Source organism: Pseudomonas sp. CFBP 13602 (genome assembly GCF_014842725.1).
GTDB classification, from domain to species: domain Bacteria; phylum Pseudomonadota; class Gammaproteobacteria; order Pseudomonadales; family Pseudomonadaceae; genus Aquipseudomonas; species Aquipseudomonas baltica.
The window spans coordinates 655,546-675,996 of the sequence record NZ_JACYVT010000001.1 but is presented as its reverse complement, the minus strand read 5'-3'; the positions used below and the strand labels follow the sequence as shown (position 1 = coordinate 675,996).

Sequence of the window (20,451 nt, the reverse complement as noted above, 5' to 3'; positions counted from 1 at the left end):
GTGGGAGCGGCGCAACTGTAGCGTCAGCGATTATTGCGCAGAATCGAGAAGTTCAGCGCCGCTGCCACGCAGAGCCAGGCCAGGTAGGGGAACAGGATCAGCCCGGTGATGACGTCCAGGCGCATTGCCAGGGCAACCATGGCGGCGGTCACCAGCCACAAGACCACGATGATCACCATCCCGGCGAGCAGGCGATGGGCGCCGAAGAATACCGGCGTCCACAGGGTGTTGAGGGCGATCTGAGCGGCCCACAGCGCCAGGACGGTCTCGCTGCCCGGCAGTTGGGTCAGTCGATAGCCCGCCCAGGCGAGCAGCAGGTAGATGACCGTCCAGGCGACGGGAAATGCCCAGTTGGGCGGGGTGAAACGCGGCTTGACCAGCGAGGCGTACCATTCGCCGGGCTTGAAGATGACACCGGTGCTGGCTGCGGCGGCGCAGGCCAGCAGGAAGATGAAGAAAACCATGATGAGTCCTTGTGCAGGGGCAGGGGGACGCTGCAATAGCGAGATGTGCTATCAAGCTGACGCCTAAACGACGGAAAAGTTTGCGCGGGCGCGCAGTGCGTTCAGCCTTCCTCCCGCTGTCCTGCCTGGCCAACCGCAGCGCTCAGGCGACGAATGGGACGTAGCGGCACCAATCGAATCCCAGCTGAAATTGTGCAAGACAGCCCTGATCATTGTGGTAGGTTTCGATGATCCCTGCTGCCAAGCTGTTCAATCGACCCTGCGTTTCAGTCCGGAGAATCACCATGTCCCAGAGCAACGTTTCCAAGGCACCACGACAGACCCTGACCGAACAAGTCCTGCAGGCCAAGGCCACGCACAATCTGACCTGGGCGGCGCTGTCCGAGGGGACCGGCCTGAGTACGGTGTATGTGACGGCCGCGCTGCTGGGCCAACACCCGCTGCCGCAGGCGGTTGCCGAAGTGGTGGCCGAGCGTCTGGGCCTCGACGCGCAAGCGGTCGTTCAGTTGCAGACCATACCGTTGCGCGGCAACGCCGAAGACGTGTCCAACGACCCGACCATCTATCGCTTTCACGAAATGGTCCAGGTCTACGGCACTACCTTGAAGGCTCTGGTGCATGAGCAATTCGGCGACGGCATCATCAGTGCGATCAACTTCAAACTCGACATCAAGAAAGTCGAAGATCCCGAAGGCGGATCGCGTGCTGTGATCACCCTGGACGGCAAGTTCCTGCCCTACAAGCCTTTCTAGGATCCTCGCCATGAACCAGAAAAACCGCCCACCGTTGCCACCTTTCACCGTCGAAACCGCCATTCAGAAAGTGCGTGGCGCCGAAGATGGCTGGAACACCCGGGACGCCGCCAAAGTGGCGCTGGCCTATACCCACGACACCTACTGGCGCAACCGCAGTGAGTTCATCGAAGGTCGAGCCCAGGCCCAGGCGTTTCTCGAACGCAAGTGGCGCAAGGAGTTGGACTACCGCCTGATCAAGGAGCTGTGGGCCTTCGCCGACAACCGCATTGCCGTGCGTTACGCCTACGAGTGGCATGACGATTCGGGCAACTGGTTTCGCTCCTACGGCAACGAGAACTGGGAGTTCGCCGCCAACGGACTCATGCACCGGCGCTTCGCCTGCATCAACGACCTGCCGATTGCCGAGTCCGAACGCAAGTACCACTGGCCCTTGGGGCGGCGCCCCGACGATCACCCAGGGTTGAGTGATCTGGGGCTTTGAGGGCGCGCTGACGGCCATCGTCAGCGCAAGTGCTCAGGCCAGTTTGCCGCGCGACACGCCCGTTTGTTCCGAGGCCGTCACGCGGGCGGCGGCTTCGGCATCGACCGTGCGCAACGACTTGCCACGGGTTTCACGGGTCAGGCTGACGGCGACGATGGAGATTACCGCAGCCCCGACCAGGTACCAGGCGATGGGCGTGGAGCTGTTGTATTTGTTCAGCAGGGTGATTGCGATCAGCGGCGCCAGCGAGCCGGCGAAGATCGGCGCCACCTGATAACACAGCGACAGCGCTGTGTAGCGCACGTGGGTCGGGAACATCTCGGCCATGAGTGCCGAGTAGGGCGCATAGGTCATGGATTCGATGGCCAGGCCCAGAGTGATGGCCGCCATGATCAGCCAGTTGTTGCCGGTGTCCATCATCGGGAAGCCGACGAAACCCCAGAACGCCGTCAGTACCGCGCCGGTCAGGTACACCGGTTTGCGGCCGACCAGGTCGGACAGGTAGCCCATCAGCGGAATCATGAAGAAGTGCAGGAAGTGCGCGCCGAACATCAGCAGCAGAATCTGCGAGGTGTCCTTGTGAACCACCAGCTTGAGGTAGGTGATGGAAAAGGTCACCACCGTGTAATACAGAATGTTCTCGGCAAACCGCGCGCCGATTCCCACCAACACTGAACGCCAGTGATGGCGCAGTACTTCGACCACACCCAGCTGTTCGGATTGAATCGATGCCTGGCGCGCCTGGGCTTCCTTGAAGATAGGCGCATCGTCGACGCTGCTGCGGATCCAGTAGCCGATCAGCACCACAATGGCCGACAGCCAGAACGCCACGCGCCAGCCCCAGGCCAGGAACTGCTCCTCGGAAAGCCCGGTGGACAGCCCCAGCAAGGCGACGGTAGCGATCAGGTTGCCCGCCGGCACGCCCGCTTGTGGCCAGCTGGCCCAGAAGCCGCGACGGTTGTCTGGGCAGTGCTCGGACACCAGCAGGATGGCACCGCCCCATTCGCCGCCGAATGCGAAGCCCTGGATCAGCCGCAACAGCACCAGCAGCACGGGCGCAGCGTAGCCGATGGTGGCGAAACCTGGCAGGCAGCCCATCAGGAAGGTGGTGATGCCCACCACTACCAGGCTCAGTTGCAGCAGGCGCTTGCGGCCGAACTTGTCGCCGTAGTGGCCGAACACCAACCCGCCCAGTGGTCGGGCCAGAAAGCCCACTGCGTAGAGCGCGAAGGCAGCAATGATGCCGTCGATGGGGCTATCGGTCTGGCGAAAGAACAGCTGGCCGAACACCAGCGCGGAGGCCGTTCCGTACAGGAAGAATTCGTACCATTCGGCGACGGTTCCGGCCATGGCGGCCGCCACGACACGTTTGAGTCCCGCTGGGGTGGTCGCGTTGGAAGAAGTGGACATGATCAGGCTTCCTGGAGTGGCAATGACAGGTACCCGGGCCTGGCGGATGCGCCTGGCCCGGTCGTGATTCAAAGACCGACGTCGGGCAGGGTGGGGCGGTTGGCCAGGGCCTTGGCCATGATGCGTTCGACGAACAGACGGTCTTCATCCGGCAGGGCCAGGCGCGGTGGGCGAGTGAGGGCGCTGCCGCGGCCCATGATCGCTTCGCACAGCTTGATGCACTGCACCAGGTCCGCCCGGGCGTCCAGGTGGAGGATCGGCATCAGCCACCGGTAGATTTCCATGGCTTCGGCAAAGCGTCCGGCCTTGGCCAGGCGGAAGATGGTTTCGCCTTCCTGTGGGAAAACGTTGGACATGCCCGACACCCAGCCTTCGGCGCCCACTGCGATGCTTTCCAGGACGACGTCGTCGAGGCCGGCGAACAGCACGAAGCGGTCGCCCACTTCGTTGCGCACGTCGATGAAACGCCGGGTATCGCCGGAGGAGTCCTTGAAGCACACCACGTTGTCGCAGTCGGCCAGGGAAATGAGGATCTCGGCGGTGACATCGTTCTTGTAGATGGGCGGGTTGTTGTAGACCATCAAGGGCACGTCGGCGTGCTTGGCCACGTAACGGAAGTGCTCGGCGGTCTCGAAAGGCTTGGAACCGTAGACCAGTGCCGGCATCAGCATGACGCCGTCCACCCCAGCCTTGCGTACGGCATTGGCGGTTTTCGCGGCAGCGACACTGGTGAATTCCGCCACCCCGCAGATGACCGGCACGCGCCCACCGGAGGCGTCGACGGCCACTTCGGTGACAGCGATTTTCTCTTCGGCGGTCAACGAGGTGTTTTCACCTACCGAGCCGCAGACCACCAGGCCTGACACGCCGTCGCGAATCACATTGGAAATCACCTGATGAGTCTTTTCCAGGTTGATGGAAAAGTCATCGTTGAATTGAGTGGTAACAGCCGGGAATACGCCACTCCAGTTGATGCGCTTGCTCATTCGATTTGCTCCGCTGATTAATGGTATTTCGTATACGCTTTGATTCGTACGTTGTTTGCAAAGGGTGATGCGGTTCCAGCCATGTTGTCGCGAGTAGGCGATGTGCCCGCTCGTGTATGGGTAGCGCCTATTTGACCGACTTCAGGAACGCGGCCGTTTCCGGCTGCAAGGGGTTGCCGATGACTTGGTCCGGGCTGCCGATCTCATGCACCAGGCCGTTGCGGAAAAACGCCACGCGATCGGACACATCGCGGGCGAAACGAATCTCGTGGGTTACCAGTACCATGGTCATGCCGTCTTCGGCGAGCATGCGCATGGTGTCGAGCACTTCGCCCACCAGTTGCGGATCGAGCGCCGAGGTGGCTTCGTCGAACAGCATGTAGTCCGGTGACATGGCCAGCGCTCGGGCAATCGCCATGCGCTGCTGCTGGCCGCCCGAGAGCTTGCCGGGAAAGGTATTGAATTTGTCGCTCAGGCCGACATGGGTCAACTGCTGCACGGCCAGCGCCTCGGCCTGCTCCTTGCTCTTGCCCAGTACCTTGCGTGGCGCCAGCATGACGTTCTCCAGCACGGTGAGGTGAGGAAAGGCGTTCCATTGCTGGAACACGATGCCGATTCGCTGGCGCAGCTGGTTGAGGTTTGTGCTGCTGCCGTGGACCTCGACCCCGTCGACTCGAATACTGCCTTTCTGGATCGGCTCCAGGCCGTTGATGCACATCAGCAAGGTGGATTTTCCCGAACCCGAGCCGCCGATGATCGACACCACCTCGCCCTTGCTCACCGTCAGGCTGACGCCCTTGATGACCTCCAGTTCGCCGAAGGATTTGTGTACGTTGTCGATCTCAATCATTTTCCTGCCACCTTCTTTCCAGACGAGCGCCCAGGCGAGCGACCACCAGGCTCATGACGTAGTAGATGAGCCCGGCGATGCACAGCACCAGCAGCGGCTCCTGTATGCGCGTGACGATGGTCTGCGACGCGCGCAGCAGTTCGACGATACCGATCCACATCACCAGCGCGGTGTCCTTCATGACGCCAAGCACCAGGTTGAGCCAGCCGGGGAAGGCGACCCGGGTGGCCATCGGCAGGACGATGTAGCGCAGGTCTTGCCAATAGCTCAGGCCGAGCGAGCGGCTGGCCCGGCGCACCGATGGCGACACGGCAAGCACCCCGCTGCGGACGATCTCGGTGAAGTACGCCGCCGCGTAGACGCCCAGCACGATGCAGCCGACGCTGAACGCGCTGATGTTCAATCCGACGATGCTCTTGAGCGAGTTGAGCAGCACGAACTGGATCAGCAACGGCACGCTGCGGAACACGTCCAGCACCCACGCCAGCGGCAGGCTGGCGCGCGGTGCGAGGGCCCGCAGCAGGCCGCACAGCAAGCCGCCGAAGGAGCCCGCCAGGATTGCCCAGAACGTCAGTTGCAGGGTGACCCAGGCGCCATCGAGCATGTACAGGAGGTCTGTCGCGGTGAGGCTGGTGGAAAACATGCGCCGCTCCTCAGTAGCGAAACAGACGCCAGCTCAACAGCCGGGCGAGGCCGACGATCAGCTTGGCGATCAGGTAATAGAGCACCGCGGCCATCGCGAAATATTCGAAGGTGCGGAAGGTCTTCACGTTGTAGTCCTGGGTGACCCCGGTCAGGTCGTCGTTGAGCCCGACTACCACGCCCAGGGACGTCATCAGCACCGCCCAGACCATCTGGTTGCTCAGCGGGTAGAACACCACGCGCAACAGTTGCGGAACGATGATCATGCGGTAGGCCTGGAAGGCACTCATGCCCAGCGAGCGCGCGGCGCGCATCTGGGTGTCCGGCACCGCCCTGAGACCGCCGCGGAAATTTTCCGCCAGGTAGCCGGCGTTGTTGAAGGTGATGCCGGCCAGCAGTGCCAGCCAGGAGCTGACGTGCAGGCCCAGCGAGCCGAGGCCGAAGTACAGGATGTAGATCTGGAACAGCGACGGGGTGTTGCGCGCAATCGACACCCAGCCGTCGCCGATGCCGCGCAGCGCCCGGCCGCGGAACGTCCGTTCGGAGCCTGCACGCATCACGGTCAGAAGCAGGGCGATGAGCACACCGAAAATCATCGACAGCGCCGCGGTTTCGAACGTCACCCACGCGCCTTGCAGCATGTCGGGCAGGGCGCGCCACGCAGCCCGCCATTGGAAGGTGTAGTCAAACATGCTCCGCGCCCTCCGCTGCACAGGTGGCCAGCCAGGCGGGCGGTCGAGCGCTGGTGGCGCCGCTGCACGCGCTGTCGACACAGGTGCCGAGGCTGGCGAAATGAACGCTGCGCCCGACCAGGCCGGGCGCGTAGTGGGCGTACTTGCCCGAGTTGGTCATCAGGCTGCGCACACCCACGGGAATGACCGGTTCGCCCAGCATGCACCAACAGGTGTCGGTGATCAGCGTGGCGCCGAAGGCCTCGAGCACGGCCACATGACCCGCCGCCCGTGCCTGTTCCAGCACCGCTCGGCCACAGGTGATGGCCAGTACCACGTCCGGGTGCCTGCGCAGGCCGCGGCAGAGCTCGGCCAGGCGGGCGAATTCGGTCAGGGAGAAGTGCGGGTTGCCCAGGGATACCAACCTTACCTGCGTGTCCCGGGCGCTGTTGAGTTCCATCCAGCTGGCGTAGAGGTCTTGCAGAGAAATCGAGACGCGCGGCAGCGTTTCCGGTGAGTCACTCGAGTGCGCCGGGTTCAGGGCTTCCGGAGTGACGCCGGCGATATGAAACATGGGTGCAGCGCTGGTGGTGGCGAACGCGGCGCCGAATGCCTTGAGGTCGTCCAGGCTGGGCCTGAGGTGCTGCAGGCCGCTGATCAATGGAATGCGGCTGCCGCACTGGGTCCCGACGTGATAGCCGAGCAGCGGGTAGAAGCTGTCATCCAGTTCTTTCAACGCCGGTACGTCGATCAGCAGTTGGGCCCGACGTTGCTCCTGGAGATGGCAGCCGATCAGGGGCGCGCGGCCAGTCAATGCAATGCAGATGTCCAGGTAGTCCGGGTACTTGAGCGTGCGCGCACCGAGCACGCTGTTGGCGTATACCACCGCGTTGGACTCGGCCCACACCACTTGCTCGCCGAGCGCCGGTGCACTGTCGAGCAGATAGGGCGCGCAGGTGAAACTTGCGCGCGCACCCATGGCCGTGTACGCGTCGCCCAACGCGCTGGCAGGCTCGCCCAGGGCCGGATCGATGCCCAGTGCTCGCCAGCGCCGCTGGTCCACCGAGATGGCGTTCAGGGTAGTGGGCACCCGCACCCGCGCGCCCCATTGCACCAGTTGTTCGGCAAACCGCAGGCTGGCAGGGCCGGTGTAGATGCAGCCGTCGATGTGCGCCTGAGTGATATCGACCAGTTCCCGCGCGCCCTGTAGACGGGCCATGCGCAGGACGATCTGCATCGCCACCTGCGCCGCCTTGCCGTGGCTGCCTGCGAGCAACTCATGGTCACGGCTGTCGAGTGCAAAGCCGTCATCGAACGGCTCCGGCTGGCCGACGCCTGGCTGCGGCTGCCAGTCGTCCGCCGGCGCCTGGCTGTAGAGACCGAGCGTTGCCCCATCCAACCGAGCCCATGCCACGCCGCGCAGCGTATCGAAGGCTTCCTGGCCGATGCACAGCACCGGCAGCGAGCGGGCGAAGAAGTGCTGTGCCACCAGCACGCCCAAGCTGAGGATTTCATCGGCTTCGGCCAGTACCAGCGCTGCCGGCGCGTGGCCGTTGCTGATCAGTTCCATCATGACGCTGCTGCCAGTGCAGGACCCGCGACTGCCGGGAATCGCCAGGACCCGGCCCGCCACCCGCTGACCGCTGAGCGGGTGATGACGGTCGATCACCTCGCCACTGCTGGGGTCGACCCCGCCCCAGAAACTCAGGCCAGTGTCGGCAAACAACAGGGCGCCTTGTGCGCTGCCGTCTATCAGGCTGCGTCCACCGACGCTGCGTGGCATGGTCGTCACCTCAGTAGTAGACGTTGGGTACGGTGAGGTTGGCGGGCGCAATGTCGGTGCCGACCCATTTGACGAACAACTCGTTGTAGCGACCGCTGCGCACCTGCTGGTTGACGAACAGGTTGAGGTAGTTGAGCAGACCGTATTCGGTGCGCTTGGCGCCCAGGGAAACGTAGTCGATCACGTAGGGCGCATTGCCGGCGACCTTGAGGTTCTTGTATTTGCCGGATTTCAGAGTGGCGGCGGCCACGGTATTGGTGACCACGGTGGCCTGGATATGGCCTTGGGCGACGGCCAGAATGGTGTCGTTCTGCGACTGATACGCGCGGAAGCTGCCGCTGCCCCAGCCCTTCACGTCCTTTTCCAGCGCGATGGCCTCGTAGGTGCCGCTGGTGTTGCCCACTGCCTTGCCCTTGAGGTCGTCGAAGCTGTTGACGCCGGTGTCGTCGCGGGTCAGCACGACCATCTGGAAGGCGAAGTAGGGCACGCTGAGGCCGACGGTCTTGGCCCGTTCCAGGGTGTCGGAGGTGGAGGCCACGATTACGTCGGCACGGCCCGAGATGAGTGCCGGAATCCGGTCTGGAAACGGCGTCTCGATGACTTCGGCATCGACGCCCAACACCTTCGCCAGGTCGTTGCAGTAGTCGACGTCGAACCCCGCAGGCTTGTTGGCGCTGTCGCGCATGCCCATGGGCGGGAAGTCCAGGGTCACCGCACAGCGCAGCTTGCCGGAACCAATGATGTCGTCCAGCTTGTCGGCCTGGGCGGTCGCCATGAAAGTAGTACTGAGCACAGCGGTTAGGGCTACGGCGAAGGCGGGAGTTTTCATGGAGGCCTCGGAGTTGGGTGGGCACTGGAACTGTCATTGAGAATTTCGTATACGATATTTCAAATGCAACAGACGTGCCTGTTTTCGTTCGTGCTCGCGCTGTCGTCGTAAGCCCCTGAATCAGGGCGTATTCATCATGGATCGACGATGGTGGAAGAGTCGGGTATGACGCCGTGGGGTGTTACATAAGGGAGCACCGCCCCAATGATTGCCCGCTAACGGAACATCAGCGATGGCTTTCGCGGTACAGGCTTGGCGAAAGGTGCGTCAGCGCGCGGAACTGCCGGCTGAACGCACTGTGGTCGGTGTAGCCACAGCGCAGGGCGACATCGGTGATGGGCAGGTCTTCGTCGCGCAGCAGACGTGAGGCCTCCTCGAGGCGGGCCTTGTGAATCAGCTGGCGCGGGGTCAGGTGGAAGATCCGCTTGCAGTGACGCTCCAGTTGCGCAACCGACAGCCCGGCAATGGCGGTCAGCTCCGCGAGGCTGATCGGACGATGAAAATGGGTGCGGATGTGCGCGTCGACCGCCGCCAGTTTCGCGAAGGCCGGGTGGCTCGACTGAGGCAACTGCAGGTCGCGGGAAATGCCGGCCAGGCCGATGATCCGACCCTGTTCATCGTGCAAGGCGATCTTGTGGGTCAGGCACCACACGGGCTGGTTGCCATAATAGAGGTGCAGCTCCAGCTGATTGGCCAATTCGCGGCCGCTGCCAAGGACCTTGCGGTCCTGTTCGGTGTACAGCGTGCCAAAGCGTGCCGGGAACACTTGCTCGGCGGTCAAGCCCAGCAGCTGCTGACTGGTCTTGAAGCCGCAACGCTTGGCCAGGGTGGCATTGACGAAGGCATAGCGGGCGGCGTCGTCCTTGATGAAAAACACCACGTCGGCCAAGGCGTCGAGCAAGGGGGCCAGGGGGTGCAGGCTGCCCAGCAGGTTCGGTAGTTGGCACGGGCTGGCGCTGAGGAATGCGGCGAGCATGGGGTCGAGGTCCGGAAGTGACTCCTGCAGGATAGTGCTGCCGGGCTGCTGCGCAAAGCCCGGACAATGTGTTCAGGCGGGCGGGTGGCCGTCGAGGCGCAGCAGGGTCTCGATCCGTGCCGGGCTGAAGGGCGGTCGCGGTGCCGAGGGTTGCCAGCCGAACAGGTGCGCGGTGGCGGCGCCGCATACCCGCCCCTGGCAAGCGCCCATGCCGCAGCGGGTGGCGAGTTTGGCCTCGCGCCAATCGCAATGGGCGGCAAGCGCTGCAAACGGCACGTCTTCGCAGCGGCAGACCAGGGTGTCCGGCGCGCACAGGGCAGCGAGCGCAGGATCGAGGGCAAATGCCCGGTTCAGCACGGCGGCGAAGCCTTGCCAACGGGCCCGCTGCGGCCAAAGCCGCTGCGCCGCCGCCTGGTCGCCAGCGGCGGCGTGTCCGGCGATGCTGCCTTCCACCGAGGCCAGCTCGCTGCCGCCGAAGCCGGTGCATTCGCCTGCGGCAAAATGGTCCGCCAGGCTGCTCGCCTGCCAGGCATCGACGGCGATGGCCCGGTCCTGCAGCGCACAGCCCAAGGCCTCGCCCAGCTGCGTGTTGGGCACCAGGCCGAAGCCGCAGGCCAGCCGGTCACAGGGCAGTTCCCTGATTCGGCCCTGCTGCATCAGTCGTACGCCTTCCAGGCGGTCGTCACCCAGAGCGGCCAGCACATGGCTGCTGGTGCGATAGGCGGGCGAAAACAGTTGCAACGACTGCAGCCATTTATGTGGCCAGCGTGGCAGCTGCGTGGCAAATCCTGCCACGGCGCGGGTGCTGGCCTGCTCGGCGATGCGCAGGATCCGTGCGCCGTTCTTCGTTGCACTGTGCGCGCTGGCCAGCAGCAGCGGGCCGCTGCCAGCGACCACCACGCGTTCGCCCGCAACGGGGAGGCCGCCCTTGATCAACGCTTGCAGGCCACCGGCACCGGTCACGCCAGGCAGCGTCCAGCCGGGGAAGGGCAGCAGCAACTCGCGGGCACCGGTGCACAGAATCAGCTTTGCATAGCCAATGATCCAGCCGCGCTCGTCGCTCTCCACCAGTAACTGATGGGGCGCAGGCCGGGCGATCACCCGAGTGGAACCCTGGATCTGCACGTTGGCACACGCCTGCAGGCGCTCGCGCAGCCGTGTGGCCTGGGTGGGCAGCGAGGCCTGCGGGCCATCGCGCCAGATCTGCCCGCCGGGCAACGGATTGTCGTCCAGCAACACGATGCGCAGGCCGCTGGGTGCCGCTGCCAGCGCCGCATGGATGCCTGCCGGCCCGGCACCGATGATGAGAATATCGACGTGCTCGATCATGGCAGGCTCCGTACCTGCATGCCGTCGCGGCAGGACGTCTGGCACGCCAGGCGCCGCGCGCCGTCGATGGTCACACGGCATTCCTGGCAGATACCCATGCCGCACAGCGGCGCGCGCCGTTGGCCGCTGACCGAGGTGCGCGTGCAGCCATCACCGGCCATCGCGAGTGCCGCAGCGACGCTGGTGCCGACCGCCACCTGCAGCGTGCGTCCATCGACCGTCAACTCAAGCATGGCTGGACCCTCCAAGAAAACGTTGCGGCAGGTAGGGCGTTGCCGCCAGCGGCAGTGATTCGTCGAACAGTTGCGCCACCAGCAAATCGGCGGTCGCCGGCGCAGTGGTCACCCCCAGGCCTTCATGACCCACCGCCAGCCACAGGCCCGGACGCTGGGGATGCTCGCCCACCAGGGGCAAGCCATCCGGGCTGGCGGCGCGAAAACCGGTCCAGGCACGAATCACATTCAGCGTGTTCAGCGCAGGCACGTACTCTGCCGCGCGCCGGAGCATCTTGGCGAGCATCCAGCCTTCGACGTCGGGATCCGTGGTGTTGAATTGCCGCGAGGCGCCGATGAACAGTTGTCCGGTCGGGCGCGGCTGGATGTTGCAGGCTGTGGACGGCCCACTGGCGTTGTGGGCGCTGGTGACATAACCCAGTTCCACCAGCGTGTGGGTGATCTGCGCGGGGTAGCGGTCGGTGATTGCCAGATGGCCTTTCTTGGCCTGGATCGGCAACTCGGGGCACAGCTCGGTGGCCTGGATGCCGTTGGCTAACAGCACCATGCCAGCACTGAGCCATTGGCCGTCGGCCAGACGCACACGGTTGCCGTCTACCTGGGTGACCGTGGCGCGTTGCTGGCGGATCAATGGATGATCAAGCATCCACTGGGCGGCCGCCGGCGCATACACAATGCCGTCCCCCTTGATCAACAGACCACCCTCCAGCCCTTCGCGAAGCAACGGTTCGCGCTCGCGCAGGGCGTTGCCAGCGAGGATTTCGCAGGCCTCGCCATGCTCGCGCAACACCTCGAGCTTGTGCTCGGCAACGGCCATTTCCTCAGCGTTGGCGGCCAGCCACAGGGTGCCGTTGCTGCGGTAGGCACAACCGTCGGGCAACGACCCGGCGATGTCGCGCCAGCGCTTCAACGAGTATTGACTCAAGGCCAGTTCGGCCGCGTTGTCGTCGAGCACCAGCAGGTGGCCCATGCCGGCGGCCGTGGCACCGGGCGTGCCGGCGTCCAGCACCCGTACGCTCAGCCCGCGCTTGGCCAGGGCCTGGGCGCAGGCAGCGCCGACGATGCCTGCGCCGATGACGATGGCATCGGCCACGGCCGTGGGGTTCACAAGCGGATACCCCAGGCGAAGGGGTCGTCGGCCTGCAGGATCAGTGTGGCTTCGGCGCTGATGTAGGCCCGGCCGCGAATGGTCGGCACAACGGGCCCGTCGCTGCCGTGTTCCAGGGTTTCATAGGAACCCTCGAACTCGCTGCCGATGACGCTGGCCTGACGCCAGATCTGCCCGGGCTGCAGTTTGCCGTCGGCGGCCAGGCACGCCAGCTTGGCGCTGGTCCCGGTTCCGCAAGGCGAGCGATCGTAGGCTTTGCCGGGGCACAGCACGAAGTTGCGGCTGTCGGCCCGTTGGTCTTCGGCGAACAACTCGATGTGGTCGATCAGCCCGCCGTCCTCGCCGCGTATGCCTTGGTTCTCCAGCGCTTGCTGCACGGCGACGGTGTAGGCCGTCAGGGCGTCGAGGTTGTCGCCGCTGACCGCCAGGCCATGCTCGGCGACCAGGAAAAACCAGTTGCCGCCCCAGGCGATGTCGCCGGTGACCGAACCGATGCCCGGCACCTGCAGGGCGACGTCCTTGCGGTAACGATAGGCCGGCACATTGCGCACGCTCACCGAACCGTCCTCGTGCAGCGTGGCCTGGACGGTGCCGACCGGCGTCTCGACGGCGTGCACGCCCGGCCCGATTCGGCCCAGGTGGGCCAGCGAGGCGATCAAGCCGATGGTGCCGTGGCCACACATGCCCAGGTAGCCGGTGTTGTTGAAGAAGATCACCCCGGCGCAGGCGTTCGGGTCTACCGGCGTGCACAGCAGTGCGCCTACCAGCACATCGCTGCCCCGCGGCTCCAGTACACAGGCGGCGCGCCAGGCATCATGCCGCTCGGCGAGCAATTGCTTGCGCTCGGCCATGCTGCCGGTGCCCAGCTCGGGAAAACCGTCGATCACCAGGCGGGTGGGTTCACCACCGGTGTGCGAGTCGATCACTTGGATGCGGGTCATGGGGCCACTCGTCGGGTCGGTTAAGTGACCCTTAGAATGGCGCAGATAGCCAACTGCGGCTTGAGCTATTTAGCCCGCGACAATGACGAATTCGGCACAGTGCCAGGGTTCAGCGGGCGCTTGGCAGATGCTCGAACAGGGTCTGGCAGACGCCGACGATGTGTTCGTCGAGCAGGCGCACGGCCAGCTCCACGTTGCGCTCGCGGCAGGCCTGGAGAATCTCCCGGTGTTCGTGGTCGGCGCGATCCTTGCCGGCCGACAGGCTCATCTGCATGCGCAGGTAACGCTCCAGCTTGTCGTTGACCGAACGAATCATCCCCACCAGGAACGGCCGTTGCGCGGGCTCGTAGAGGCAGGCGTGCAGCGCCCAGTTCAACTCGGCCCAGCGGCCCACGTCGGTTTCACCGATGAACTCGCGGCAGATCCTCTCGGCGCGGGTAAAAGTGGCCTCGGTCATGTTTGGAATGGCCAGGCGCAGCACCTTGTCTTCGAGCAGCATGCGCACTTCGAACATCTGCGCCAGCTCCGACTCCGACAGGCGCGTGACCATCGCCCCGCGATTGCGCTGGAACATGACCAGACCCTCGGCTTCGAGGCGCTTGAGCGCTTCGCGAACGGGGATCTTGCTGACATTGAACTGGCGGGCGATGTCGTCCTGACGGATCGGTTCGTCCTCGGCAAAATGCCCGGCAACGATCGCGTCGCGCAGGTGCCGGGTGATGATCTCCGAGGTCGAGGGAGAATTGCCGAGGTCCGGCGCGTTGAGTTTGGTCTGGGCCACGATGCTGGGTCATTCGAGGGATTGAGTGCATATGGTATACAGTTTTGCGGCGGCCTGAACCGGCTTTGATCCGGCTAAGGCATCAGGCGCTGCCGCTGATGACGCCGTCGCAGCTTCATCAGCACCCCTGCCAGCAGCGCGCCGCAACCCAGCGCTACCGCTTCCACGCTTGCGCGCTGCCAGTCGCCGGCGACAGCGTAGCGCCACAGGTTCTGCCCCGTGGTCCAGTGATTGAGCAGCGGCAGGCACAGGCACAGCAGCGCCCCCAAGCCGAGCTGTTCGGCCCATGCGCGGTTGCGCGGCCGACACAATGCGTGCAGCAGGGTCGCCAGCCAGATCAGCAGAAAACAGCGTATCTCCCAGCTGGCCCGGTCCGGCAACTGCAGCGGCAGCAGCCGGTTGGCGTAGAAGTAGGCACAGCACGCCAGGCCAATGCCCACACTGCACGCCACGTTGAGCGCTTCGACACCGTGATAGAAGCGTCGGGTCGCAGCGCCGAATTCGTGCTGCCCCTTGATCCGTCGCTTGATCGAGAACAGCAGCGTGCCGGCGACCATCATCAGCGTGCCCAGCAGGCCGCTGGCGAAGTACACCCACCTCAACGCCCAACTGCCGAAATCGGCGAAATGCAGGGCACGCATCACGCCTTCGATGCGTGCGCCCATGGACACGCTGTCCGGGTCAGGCAGCCTGAGTTGCAGCACGTCGCCACTGGCTGCGTCGAACAGCACGCTGGCCTGGGGCGTGAACAGATCGGACGAAGGCTGGCCGGGGTCGAGACGACCGATGACGCGCACGCTGGCGCTGGCAGTGCCAGGCTTGTCCACCAACAGCATCTGCGCCGGCTGCCCGGTCAATGCATGGGCCTGTTCAAGCAGCCGCTCCCACGCAGGTGTCGGGGTGTCGAGCGCCGCAGTGTTGCGCACAACCGGAGCCTGCGGCGCCAGGTCGGCGCTGAAGCGTGCATGGGCACCGTCATTCGAGCCGTACACGGCGTACACCGGCCACGGCATGTAGCTGCTGGCGAAGATGCACAGGCCTGTGTAGGCGATCATCAACTGGAACGGCAAGGTCAGCACGGCCGCGGCGTTGTGTGCATCGAGCCAGGCACGCGGCCCGCGGCCGGGTCGGAAGGTGAAGAAGTCGGCGAAGATGCGTCGGTGAATCACGACCCCCGATACCAGTGCAACCAGAAAACCGACGGTCAGCGCGCCGACGATCCAGAAGCCCAGCGCCGGCAGTTGCAGCATGTAGTGGAACGACATGAAATGCCGGCCGCCTTCGGTCTTGCGCAGTGCTTGCGACATCACCGGTGTACCGCTCGCAGGGTCGAGAGCGATCTGCCGGGTGCCGCTTGCGTCGCGCCACAGCAGGTGCACGGCCTCGCCCGCAGAGGTCGGCAGCTGCACCCGCCACAGCCGCGCACCGGCGCCGTGTGCAGCCAGGTAGCGCTGCGCTTGCCAGGCAGCAGAGCTTTGATCCAGCGGCTCCCCGGCGTCGAGCGGGGCGATCGGCTGCGCCTCCATCCAGCGGGTGATGGGTTCGCGGAACACACTCAACGAGCCGGTCAGGAAGATCACGCACAGCAGCCAGCCGCAGACCAGGCCGCACCAGGTGTGCAGCCAGCCCAGGGAGCGGCGCAGGGAGCCGTTCAGCGCACTGATCCCGAGGTCGACGCGATCAGAAATCGCCTCGCAGGGTCAGCATGTAGCTGCGTGGCTCGCCGAACACGTTCGAACGGTCGACCGCTACCGCAGTGGTGTAGTAACGCTTGTCGAACAGGTTCTCGGCGTTGAGCTGCACCTTCCAGTGCTCGTCCAGCTTCCAGGCCACGCGCGCATCCCAGATCGCATACCCCTGACTGCCAAAGTCCAGCCCGGTGGTCGACGAGGCCTTGTAGTAGGACTGCGCCGACACGCCACCCCCGACGGTCAGCCGGTCCCAGGCACCGGGCGGGTTGTAGCTGGTCTGCAGGCGCAGCATGTGCTTGGGCGTCTCGTAGGCCACCTCGACGTCTTCGGTATTGTTGCGCAGCAGGTTGAAGGTGTAGCCACCGAACACCTGCCAGCCTGGCAGGATCTCGCCGCTGGCTTCGAGGTCGACGCCTTTGCTGCGCTTGATGGTGCCGTTGACGTAGCAGCTGCCCTCGGAGTCGTTGCTGGTGCAGTTGGTATTGGCCAGGTCGACCAGAGCGACGTTGGTCTGCTTGATGTAGAACAGCGCCATCGACAGGTTCAGGCGGTCATCGAACAGCGCGCCCTTGATGCCGGTTTCGTAGTTGTCGCCTTCGGAGGGTGAAAGCGGCGTACCGCTGGTATCGACGTAATTGCCTTGGGCATTGAAGATTTCCGCATAGCTGGCATACCACGCCCAGTCGTCGCTGATGTCGTAGATCACGCCGGCGTAGGGGGTGACCTTGCGTGTCACCTTGGACTCGTAGGGCAGGGCGGCGCCGCGCTTGATGTCGTAGGTGTAGTCGTACCAGCTGGTGCGACCACCCAGTACCAGGCTCAGCGGTTCGCTCAGGCGCAGCCGTGAGTTGGCGTACAGGCCCGCGCGCTCCTCGGTCATGTCGATATCGGTGCTCCATGCCGGCCTGGCAGGCTTGGCGATGGCATGGTGGTCGACATTGAAAATGTTCAGTGGCCGGTTGCCCAGGCTGGCGGTGGCCTGCTGGGTGTTGGCCTCCTGGCGCGACCAGGTGCCGCCCACGGTGACGTCATGGGTCAGGCCGAAGGCATCGAAATTGCCGCTGACATGGCTGTCCACCCCGGTGCTGGTGACCTTGTCCTGGCGAAACAGTGCGGCCTGAAACGCCGAACCGGTATTGGTCACCGGGCTGATGGTGCGTCGCGCATAGGCAATCTGTTGATCGAAGCTGCCTTCGGAAACGGTCACCGAGGTGGTGCTCGACCAGCGTTCGTTGAAGCGGTGCTCGATTTCCGCGAACGCTTCGCTCATCTCGCTCTGGTGACGGTTCCAATCCTGCACCAGCGAAGTGGAGCGGGAGATGTCCAGGGCGTTGCCGTTGCTGTAGCGCGGCAGGCCGTAGATCGAATAGCCGTTGATGACGTTTTCCTGGTGGCGCAGGCTCAGGCTCACGGTGGTGTCCGGGTCGATATCGGCTTCGACGATGCCATACACCAGCGGCGTGCGGGTGTTGCGTTCATCGAGGTAGGAACCGTTGTCTTCGTAGGCCGTGACCAGTCGGCCGCGCACGCTGCCGGTTTCGTTGAGCTTGCCGCTGGCGTCCAGGTCCATGCGGTAGCGGTCCCAGGAACCGGCGCTGGCCTGTACCGTCAGTCGCGGTTCGGCGGTCGGCCGCTTGCGCACCAGGTTCACCGCGCCGCCGGGCTCGCCTGCGCCCACCAGCAGGCCCGCCGCGCCGCGCAGCACTTCGACCCGGTCGTAGATGGCAGTGTCGGGCTTCATCCACCCGGTGATCTGATAGCCCTGGCCAGGCACACCGTCCACCAGAAAGCTTTCCGCCAGCAGCGAAAAACCGCGGGAGGTGTACACATGCCCGCCGAAGTTTCGGTACTGGAACGTGATGCCCGGGGTTTGTTCCAGCACCTTATCCAGGCTGGTGAGCTTCTTGTCGTCCATCAGTTGCCGGGTCACCACGCTGACGGTCTGCGGGGTGTCCTTGAGGCTCAGGTTGAGTTTCGCGGCGGTGCTGCTGCTACCAGTGGTATACGAGCCCGTGCCGTCGGTGCTGCTGCCCAGATCGTTCATGGCATTGACGGTGGTGGCGCCCAGAGCCATGGCCGGATCGTCGCGCGCGGGCAGCTTCTGCAGCACCAGGGTGCGTGCATCGAGCATCTGCCAGCCGAAGCCGCTGCCGCGCAGCAGCGTCTGCAGGGCCTGGTCGAGGGTGTATCGGCCTTTCAAGGCCGGTGCGCGCAGGTTGGCCACATCCGAGGAGTTGAAGATCAGGCGTACGTTGGCCTGGTCTGCCAGTCGGGTCAGCGCCTGATCCAGCGACTGCTCTGCCGATTGCAGGTTCAGGACGGTGGTCGCTTCTGCCCCCTGTGCCGAAGGCGCAAGCAGTGGCAGGCCCGCCGTCATGGCCAGCATCAATGCCAGGCTCAGGGTGCGACCGGTAGCGGGAGTGAATGAAGGAAAACGTGCCTGCATCTGTAAACGTCCGTAAGCCAATGGAGGCGGAATGCCCGAGAATCTTGCTTCTCACTCCAACGACGAACGAGGTGACCCGACCTTGCCACTCAAATTGAAAATATTTTCATTATCATCTGCCAATCTGATGATAACCGTTCTCAAGTGGGATAGGATGCGCGCCTCGATCGCCTGGGCCGTGCGCATGTCCGTATCACCCAACTCCAACCCTTTGCTGATGGTCTTTCAGGAGCACTATGCCGACCTGTTGGCCTTTCTGGCACGGCGCTTGGGGAATGTGGAAAAGGCTGCCGACGTGGCTCAGGACACCTACGTGCGCCTGGCTGGCCTGGCCGACACGGCGCAGATCCTCGAGCCCCGCGCTTTCGTCTTCCGCGTGGCCGGCAACCTGGCCATCGACCGCCTACGCCAGGAACGGCGCTATTGCGCGCTGCAGGTCGATGAGCCCGACGAGGAACCCTGTGATTCCATGGCCTCGCCGGAACGCTCCTTTCTTGCCGCCGAAGCCATCGAGCAACTCGACAAGGCCCTGCAGCGCCTGCCCAGCAATGCCCGTCTGGCGTTGCTGCTCAGTCGCCTCGAAGGCCTTACCCACGCAGAGATCGCCACACGCCTCGGGGTGTCGGAAAGCTCGGTAGGCAAGTACATGGTGCACGCCATGCGTCATTGTCGCGATTGGCTTCGTCAGTCGGAGTGCCCTTAGAATGCACGGTACTGACGTCTATGCGGCAACGACCGCGAGCCCATTATCATGACCGAGCCCACCCATCCGAGTGCTTCTGCCGTCGACCTGGAGGACCAGGCCATCGAGCAGTGGGTGCACCTGACATCGGGCCGCGCCAGCGAGGCGGATCGCAGCGCCTTTGCCCGCTGGCGCGGACAGAGCGCGGACCACGAGGCAGCGGCACGACTGGCCGAGCGGATCTGGCAGGCACTTCCCCAGACTTGCGCCGCGCAGCGCTTCGTTGTGCCCGCCAGGGTCACGCGCAGGCCGCTGCGCTGGGCGGCGCTGGCAGCCGGGGTGGGCGCCCTGGCCCTGACCGGGTTGAGCGAGCCGGCCAAGGTGTATTTCGCCGACTATGCCACGGCGGTCGGCGAGCGACGGGCGCTGACCCTCGAAGATGGCAGCCAGGTGTGGTTGAACAGCGGCTCGGCTTTATCGGTTCGCTATTCCTCGTCGCGGCGCGAGATCAGCCTGATCAAGGGCGGAGCGCTGTTCCAGGTGAGCAAGGACGCCTCGCGTCCTTTCGTGGTGCAGGCGTCGGGCGGCAGCGTACAGGCCGTGGGCACCCGCTTCGATGTCGATCGCCAGGGTGAACAGGTGCGTGTCGGGGTGACGGAGGGTGAAGTGAAGGTTTCGTCTGGTGGGGCGGTGGTTCCCCTGAAGGCCGCCCAGCGTCTTGAATACGTTGCGGGAACGGCGCCGTCGCCCACCGGCGCTCTGGACCTGGGCAGCGCGTCGGCCTGGCAGCGCGGCAAGTTGATCTTCAACCGCCAGCCGTTGGCCGAGGTGTTCGCGGACATTGAACGCTATCTGCCTGGCTCGCTGGTGATCGCAGGCAGCCTGCCGACCACGGCAGTGAGTGGCGTATTCAACCTCGACGACATTCCCGGCATGCTCGAAATGCTCGCCCGCACCCAGCCGGTGAAGATCTATCAAATGCCCTGGCTGACCGTAGTGGTGGTGAATCAGACGCGCGCATGAGCCTGGCATAAAGCCTTGGCCGTCGAGGCAAAAGAGGTTTGGCGGGGGAACAGGGCTATCGAGGGGTGGGACGCTAGGGCGCAAGGCCCTAGCAGACAACGGATATCACTTTTTCTTCTTCGCAGGCTTTTCTGCTTTTTCGACCTTGTCAGACTTCTTGGCCTTTTCAGGCTTGCTGTCGGCTTTCTTGGCAGTTTTCTTCGGCTCGGCGTCTTTCTTCTTGTCTTTCTTGTCCTTGTCGGAGGACTTCGAAAGCGCTGAGGCTGCGGCGGATTTCTTTTCCGGTGACGACTTTTTGTCCTTCATTTCCTTGCTGGCTTTCGAAGCATCGCTTTTGGTTTTCTTCTCGTCTTTAGCCACGTTGACCACC

Annotated in this window: 21 protein-coding genes; 4 read left to right on the top strand and 17 right to left on the bottom strand. The window is 64.4% G+C overall.

Annotated elements, in window-relative coordinates; all coding sequences use genetic code 11:
- Positions 1-23 precede the first annotated feature (23 nt).
- Positions 24-464 (bottom strand): tryptophan-rich sensory protein TspO, encoded by a 441-nt coding sequence (gene tspO / locus IFU31_RS02905; protein WP_122712873.1) that lies wholly within the window; start codon positions 462-464, stop codon positions 24-26.
- 284 nt (positions 465-748) lie between these two features.
- Here tspO and cynS point away from each other — a divergent pair, with 284 nt between their 5' ends.
- Together cynS and IFU31_RS02895 are read left to right on the top strand one after the other, a co-directional pair.
- The gene (gene cynS, locus IFU31_RS02900; RefSeq protein ID WP_122712872.1) at positions 749-1,216 is read left to right on the top strand and encodes a cyanase; all 468 of its coding nucleotides are present in this window, start codon (positions 749-751) and stop codon (positions 1,214-1,216) included.
- A 10-nt stretch (positions 1,217-1,226) separates the two neighbouring features.
- Positions 1,227-1,700 carry a nuclear transport factor 2 family protein gene (locus tag IFU31_RS02895; protein WP_192102232.1) on the top strand — a complete coding sequence of 158 codons (474 nt, stop codon included), beginning with the start codon at positions 1,227-1,229 and terminating at the stop codon, positions 1,698-1,700.
- A 33-nt stretch (positions 1,701-1,733) separates the two neighbouring features.
- Here IFU31_RS02895 and abaF read toward each other — a convergent pair whose 3' ends face one another.
- The 15 genes from abaF to IFU31_RS02820 all read right to left on the bottom strand — a co-directional run bounded on the left by abaF (position 1,734) and on the right by IFU31_RS02820 (position 18,376).
- A complete protein-coding gene (gene abaF / locus IFU31_RS02890) occupies positions 1,734-3,110 on the bottom strand; it encodes a fosfomycin efflux MFS transporter AbaF (protein ID WP_192102231.1) in 1,377 nt (458 codons plus the stop codon).
- A gap of 68 nt (positions 3,111-3,178) precedes the next feature.
- A complete protein-coding gene (locus tag IFU31_RS02885; RefSeq protein WP_122478602.1) occupies positions 3,179-4,096 on the bottom strand; it encodes a dihydrodipicolinate synthase family protein in 918 nt (305 codons plus the stop codon).
- A 127-nt stretch (positions 4,097-4,223) separates the two neighbouring features.
- Positions 4,224-4,946, bottom strand: coding sequence for an amino acid ABC transporter ATP-binding protein (locus IFU31_RS02880; protein ID WP_122478600.1), 723 nt, complete (start codon positions 4,944-4,946; stop codon positions 4,224-4,226).
- On the bottom strand, positions 4,939-5,589 hold the full coding sequence (locus IFU31_RS02875) for an amino acid ABC transporter permease (protein ID WP_122478598.1): 651 nt from the start codon (positions 5,587-5,589) through the stop codon (positions 4,939-4,941). Before IFU31_RS02875 ends, IFU31_RS02880 begins: the two co-directional genes overlap by 8 nt.
- Positions 5,590-5,599: 10 nt before the next feature.
- A complete protein-coding gene (locus IFU31_RS02870) occupies positions 5,600-6,280 on the bottom strand; it encodes an amino acid ABC transporter permease (protein WP_192102230.1) in 681 nt (226 codons plus the stop codon).
- The gene (lhpI, locus tag IFU31_RS02865; RefSeq protein WP_192102229.1) at positions 6,273-8,042 is read right to left on the bottom strand and encodes a cis-3-hydroxy-L-proline dehydratase; all 1,770 of its coding nucleotides are present in this window, start codon (positions 8,040-8,042) and stop codon (positions 6,273-6,275) included. The genes IFU31_RS02870 and lhpI overlap by 8 nt, the downstream gene beginning before the upstream one ends.
- Positions 8,043-8,052: 10 nt before the next feature.
- Entirely contained in the window at positions 8,053-8,871 is an 819-nt protein-coding gene (locus IFU31_RS02860) for an ABC transporter substrate-binding protein (protein ID WP_192102228.1), read from the bottom strand.
- A gap of 226 nt (positions 8,872-9,097) precedes the next feature.
- Positions 9,098-9,847, bottom strand: coding sequence for an AraC family transcriptional regulator (locus IFU31_RS02855; RefSeq protein WP_192057329.1), 750 nt, complete (start codon positions 9,845-9,847; stop codon positions 9,098-9,100).
- A 72-nt stretch (positions 9,848-9,919) separates the two neighbouring features.
- A complete protein-coding gene (locus IFU31_RS02850; RefSeq protein ID WP_192102227.1) occupies positions 9,920-11,176 on the bottom strand; it encodes an NAD(P)/FAD-dependent oxidoreductase in 1,257 nt (418 codons plus the stop codon).
- Positions 11,173-11,409: a (2Fe-2S)-binding protein gene (locus IFU31_RS02845; protein WP_192047320.1), complete on the bottom strand. Its 237-nt coding sequence runs from the start codon at positions 11,407-11,409 to the stop codon at positions 11,173-11,175. Before IFU31_RS02845 ends, IFU31_RS02850 begins: the two co-directional genes overlap by 4 nt.
- Complete coding sequence (locus IFU31_RS02840) at positions 11,402-12,517, bottom strand: FAD-dependent oxidoreductase (protein WP_192102226.1); 1,116 nt, start codon at positions 12,515-12,517, stop codon at positions 11,402-11,404. The genes IFU31_RS02845 and IFU31_RS02840 overlap by 8 nt, the downstream gene beginning before the upstream one ends.
- A complete protein-coding gene (locus IFU31_RS02835) occupies positions 12,514-13,458 on the bottom strand; it encodes a 4-hydroxyproline epimerase (protein ID WP_192102225.1) in 945 nt (314 codons plus the stop codon). Before IFU31_RS02835 ends, IFU31_RS02840 begins: the two co-directional genes overlap by 4 nt.
- Positions 13,459-13,567: 109 nt before the next feature.
- Positions 13,568-14,239 carry an FCD domain-containing protein gene (locus IFU31_RS02830; RefSeq protein WP_192102224.1) on the bottom strand — a complete coding sequence of 224 codons (672 nt, stop codon included), beginning with the start codon at positions 14,237-14,239 and terminating at the stop codon, positions 13,568-13,570.
- Positions 14,240-14,313: 74 nt separating this feature from the next.
- On the bottom strand, positions 14,314-15,861 hold the full coding sequence (locus tag IFU31_RS02825) for a PepSY-associated TM helix domain-containing protein (RefSeq protein WP_274598187.1): 1,548 nt from the start codon (positions 15,859-15,861) through the stop codon (positions 14,314-14,316).
- A 58-nt stretch (positions 15,862-15,919) separates the two neighbouring features.
- Positions 15,920-18,376, bottom strand: a complete 2,457-nt coding sequence (locus tag IFU31_RS02820) for a TonB-dependent siderophore receptor (protein ID WP_244657613.1) — start codon at positions 18,374-18,376, stop codon at positions 15,920-15,922.
- Positions 18,377-18,530: 154 nt separating this feature from the next.
- Here IFU31_RS02820 and IFU31_RS02815 point away from each other — a divergent pair, with 154 nt between their 5' ends.
- Together IFU31_RS02815 and IFU31_RS02810 are read left to right on the top strand one after the other, a co-directional pair.
- A complete protein-coding gene (locus tag IFU31_RS02815; protein ID WP_244657612.1) occupies positions 18,531-19,079 on the top strand; it encodes a sigma-70 family RNA polymerase sigma factor in 549 nt (182 codons plus the stop codon).
- Between the two features lie 48 nt (positions 19,080-19,127).
- Entirely contained in the window at positions 19,128-20,081 is a 954-nt protein-coding gene (locus IFU31_RS02810; RefSeq protein WP_192102223.1) for a FecR family protein, read from the top strand.
- Positions 20,082-20,186: 105 nt separating this feature from the next.
- On the opposite strand, the gene IFU31_RS02805 is transcribed toward IFU31_RS02810, so the two are convergent.
- On the bottom strand, positions 20,187-20,450 hold the full coding sequence (locus tag IFU31_RS02805; RefSeq protein WP_163007615.1) for a hypothetical protein: 264 nt from the start codon (positions 20,448-20,450) through the stop codon (positions 20,187-20,189).
- Between the last annotated feature and the right edge of the window lies 1 nt (position 20,451).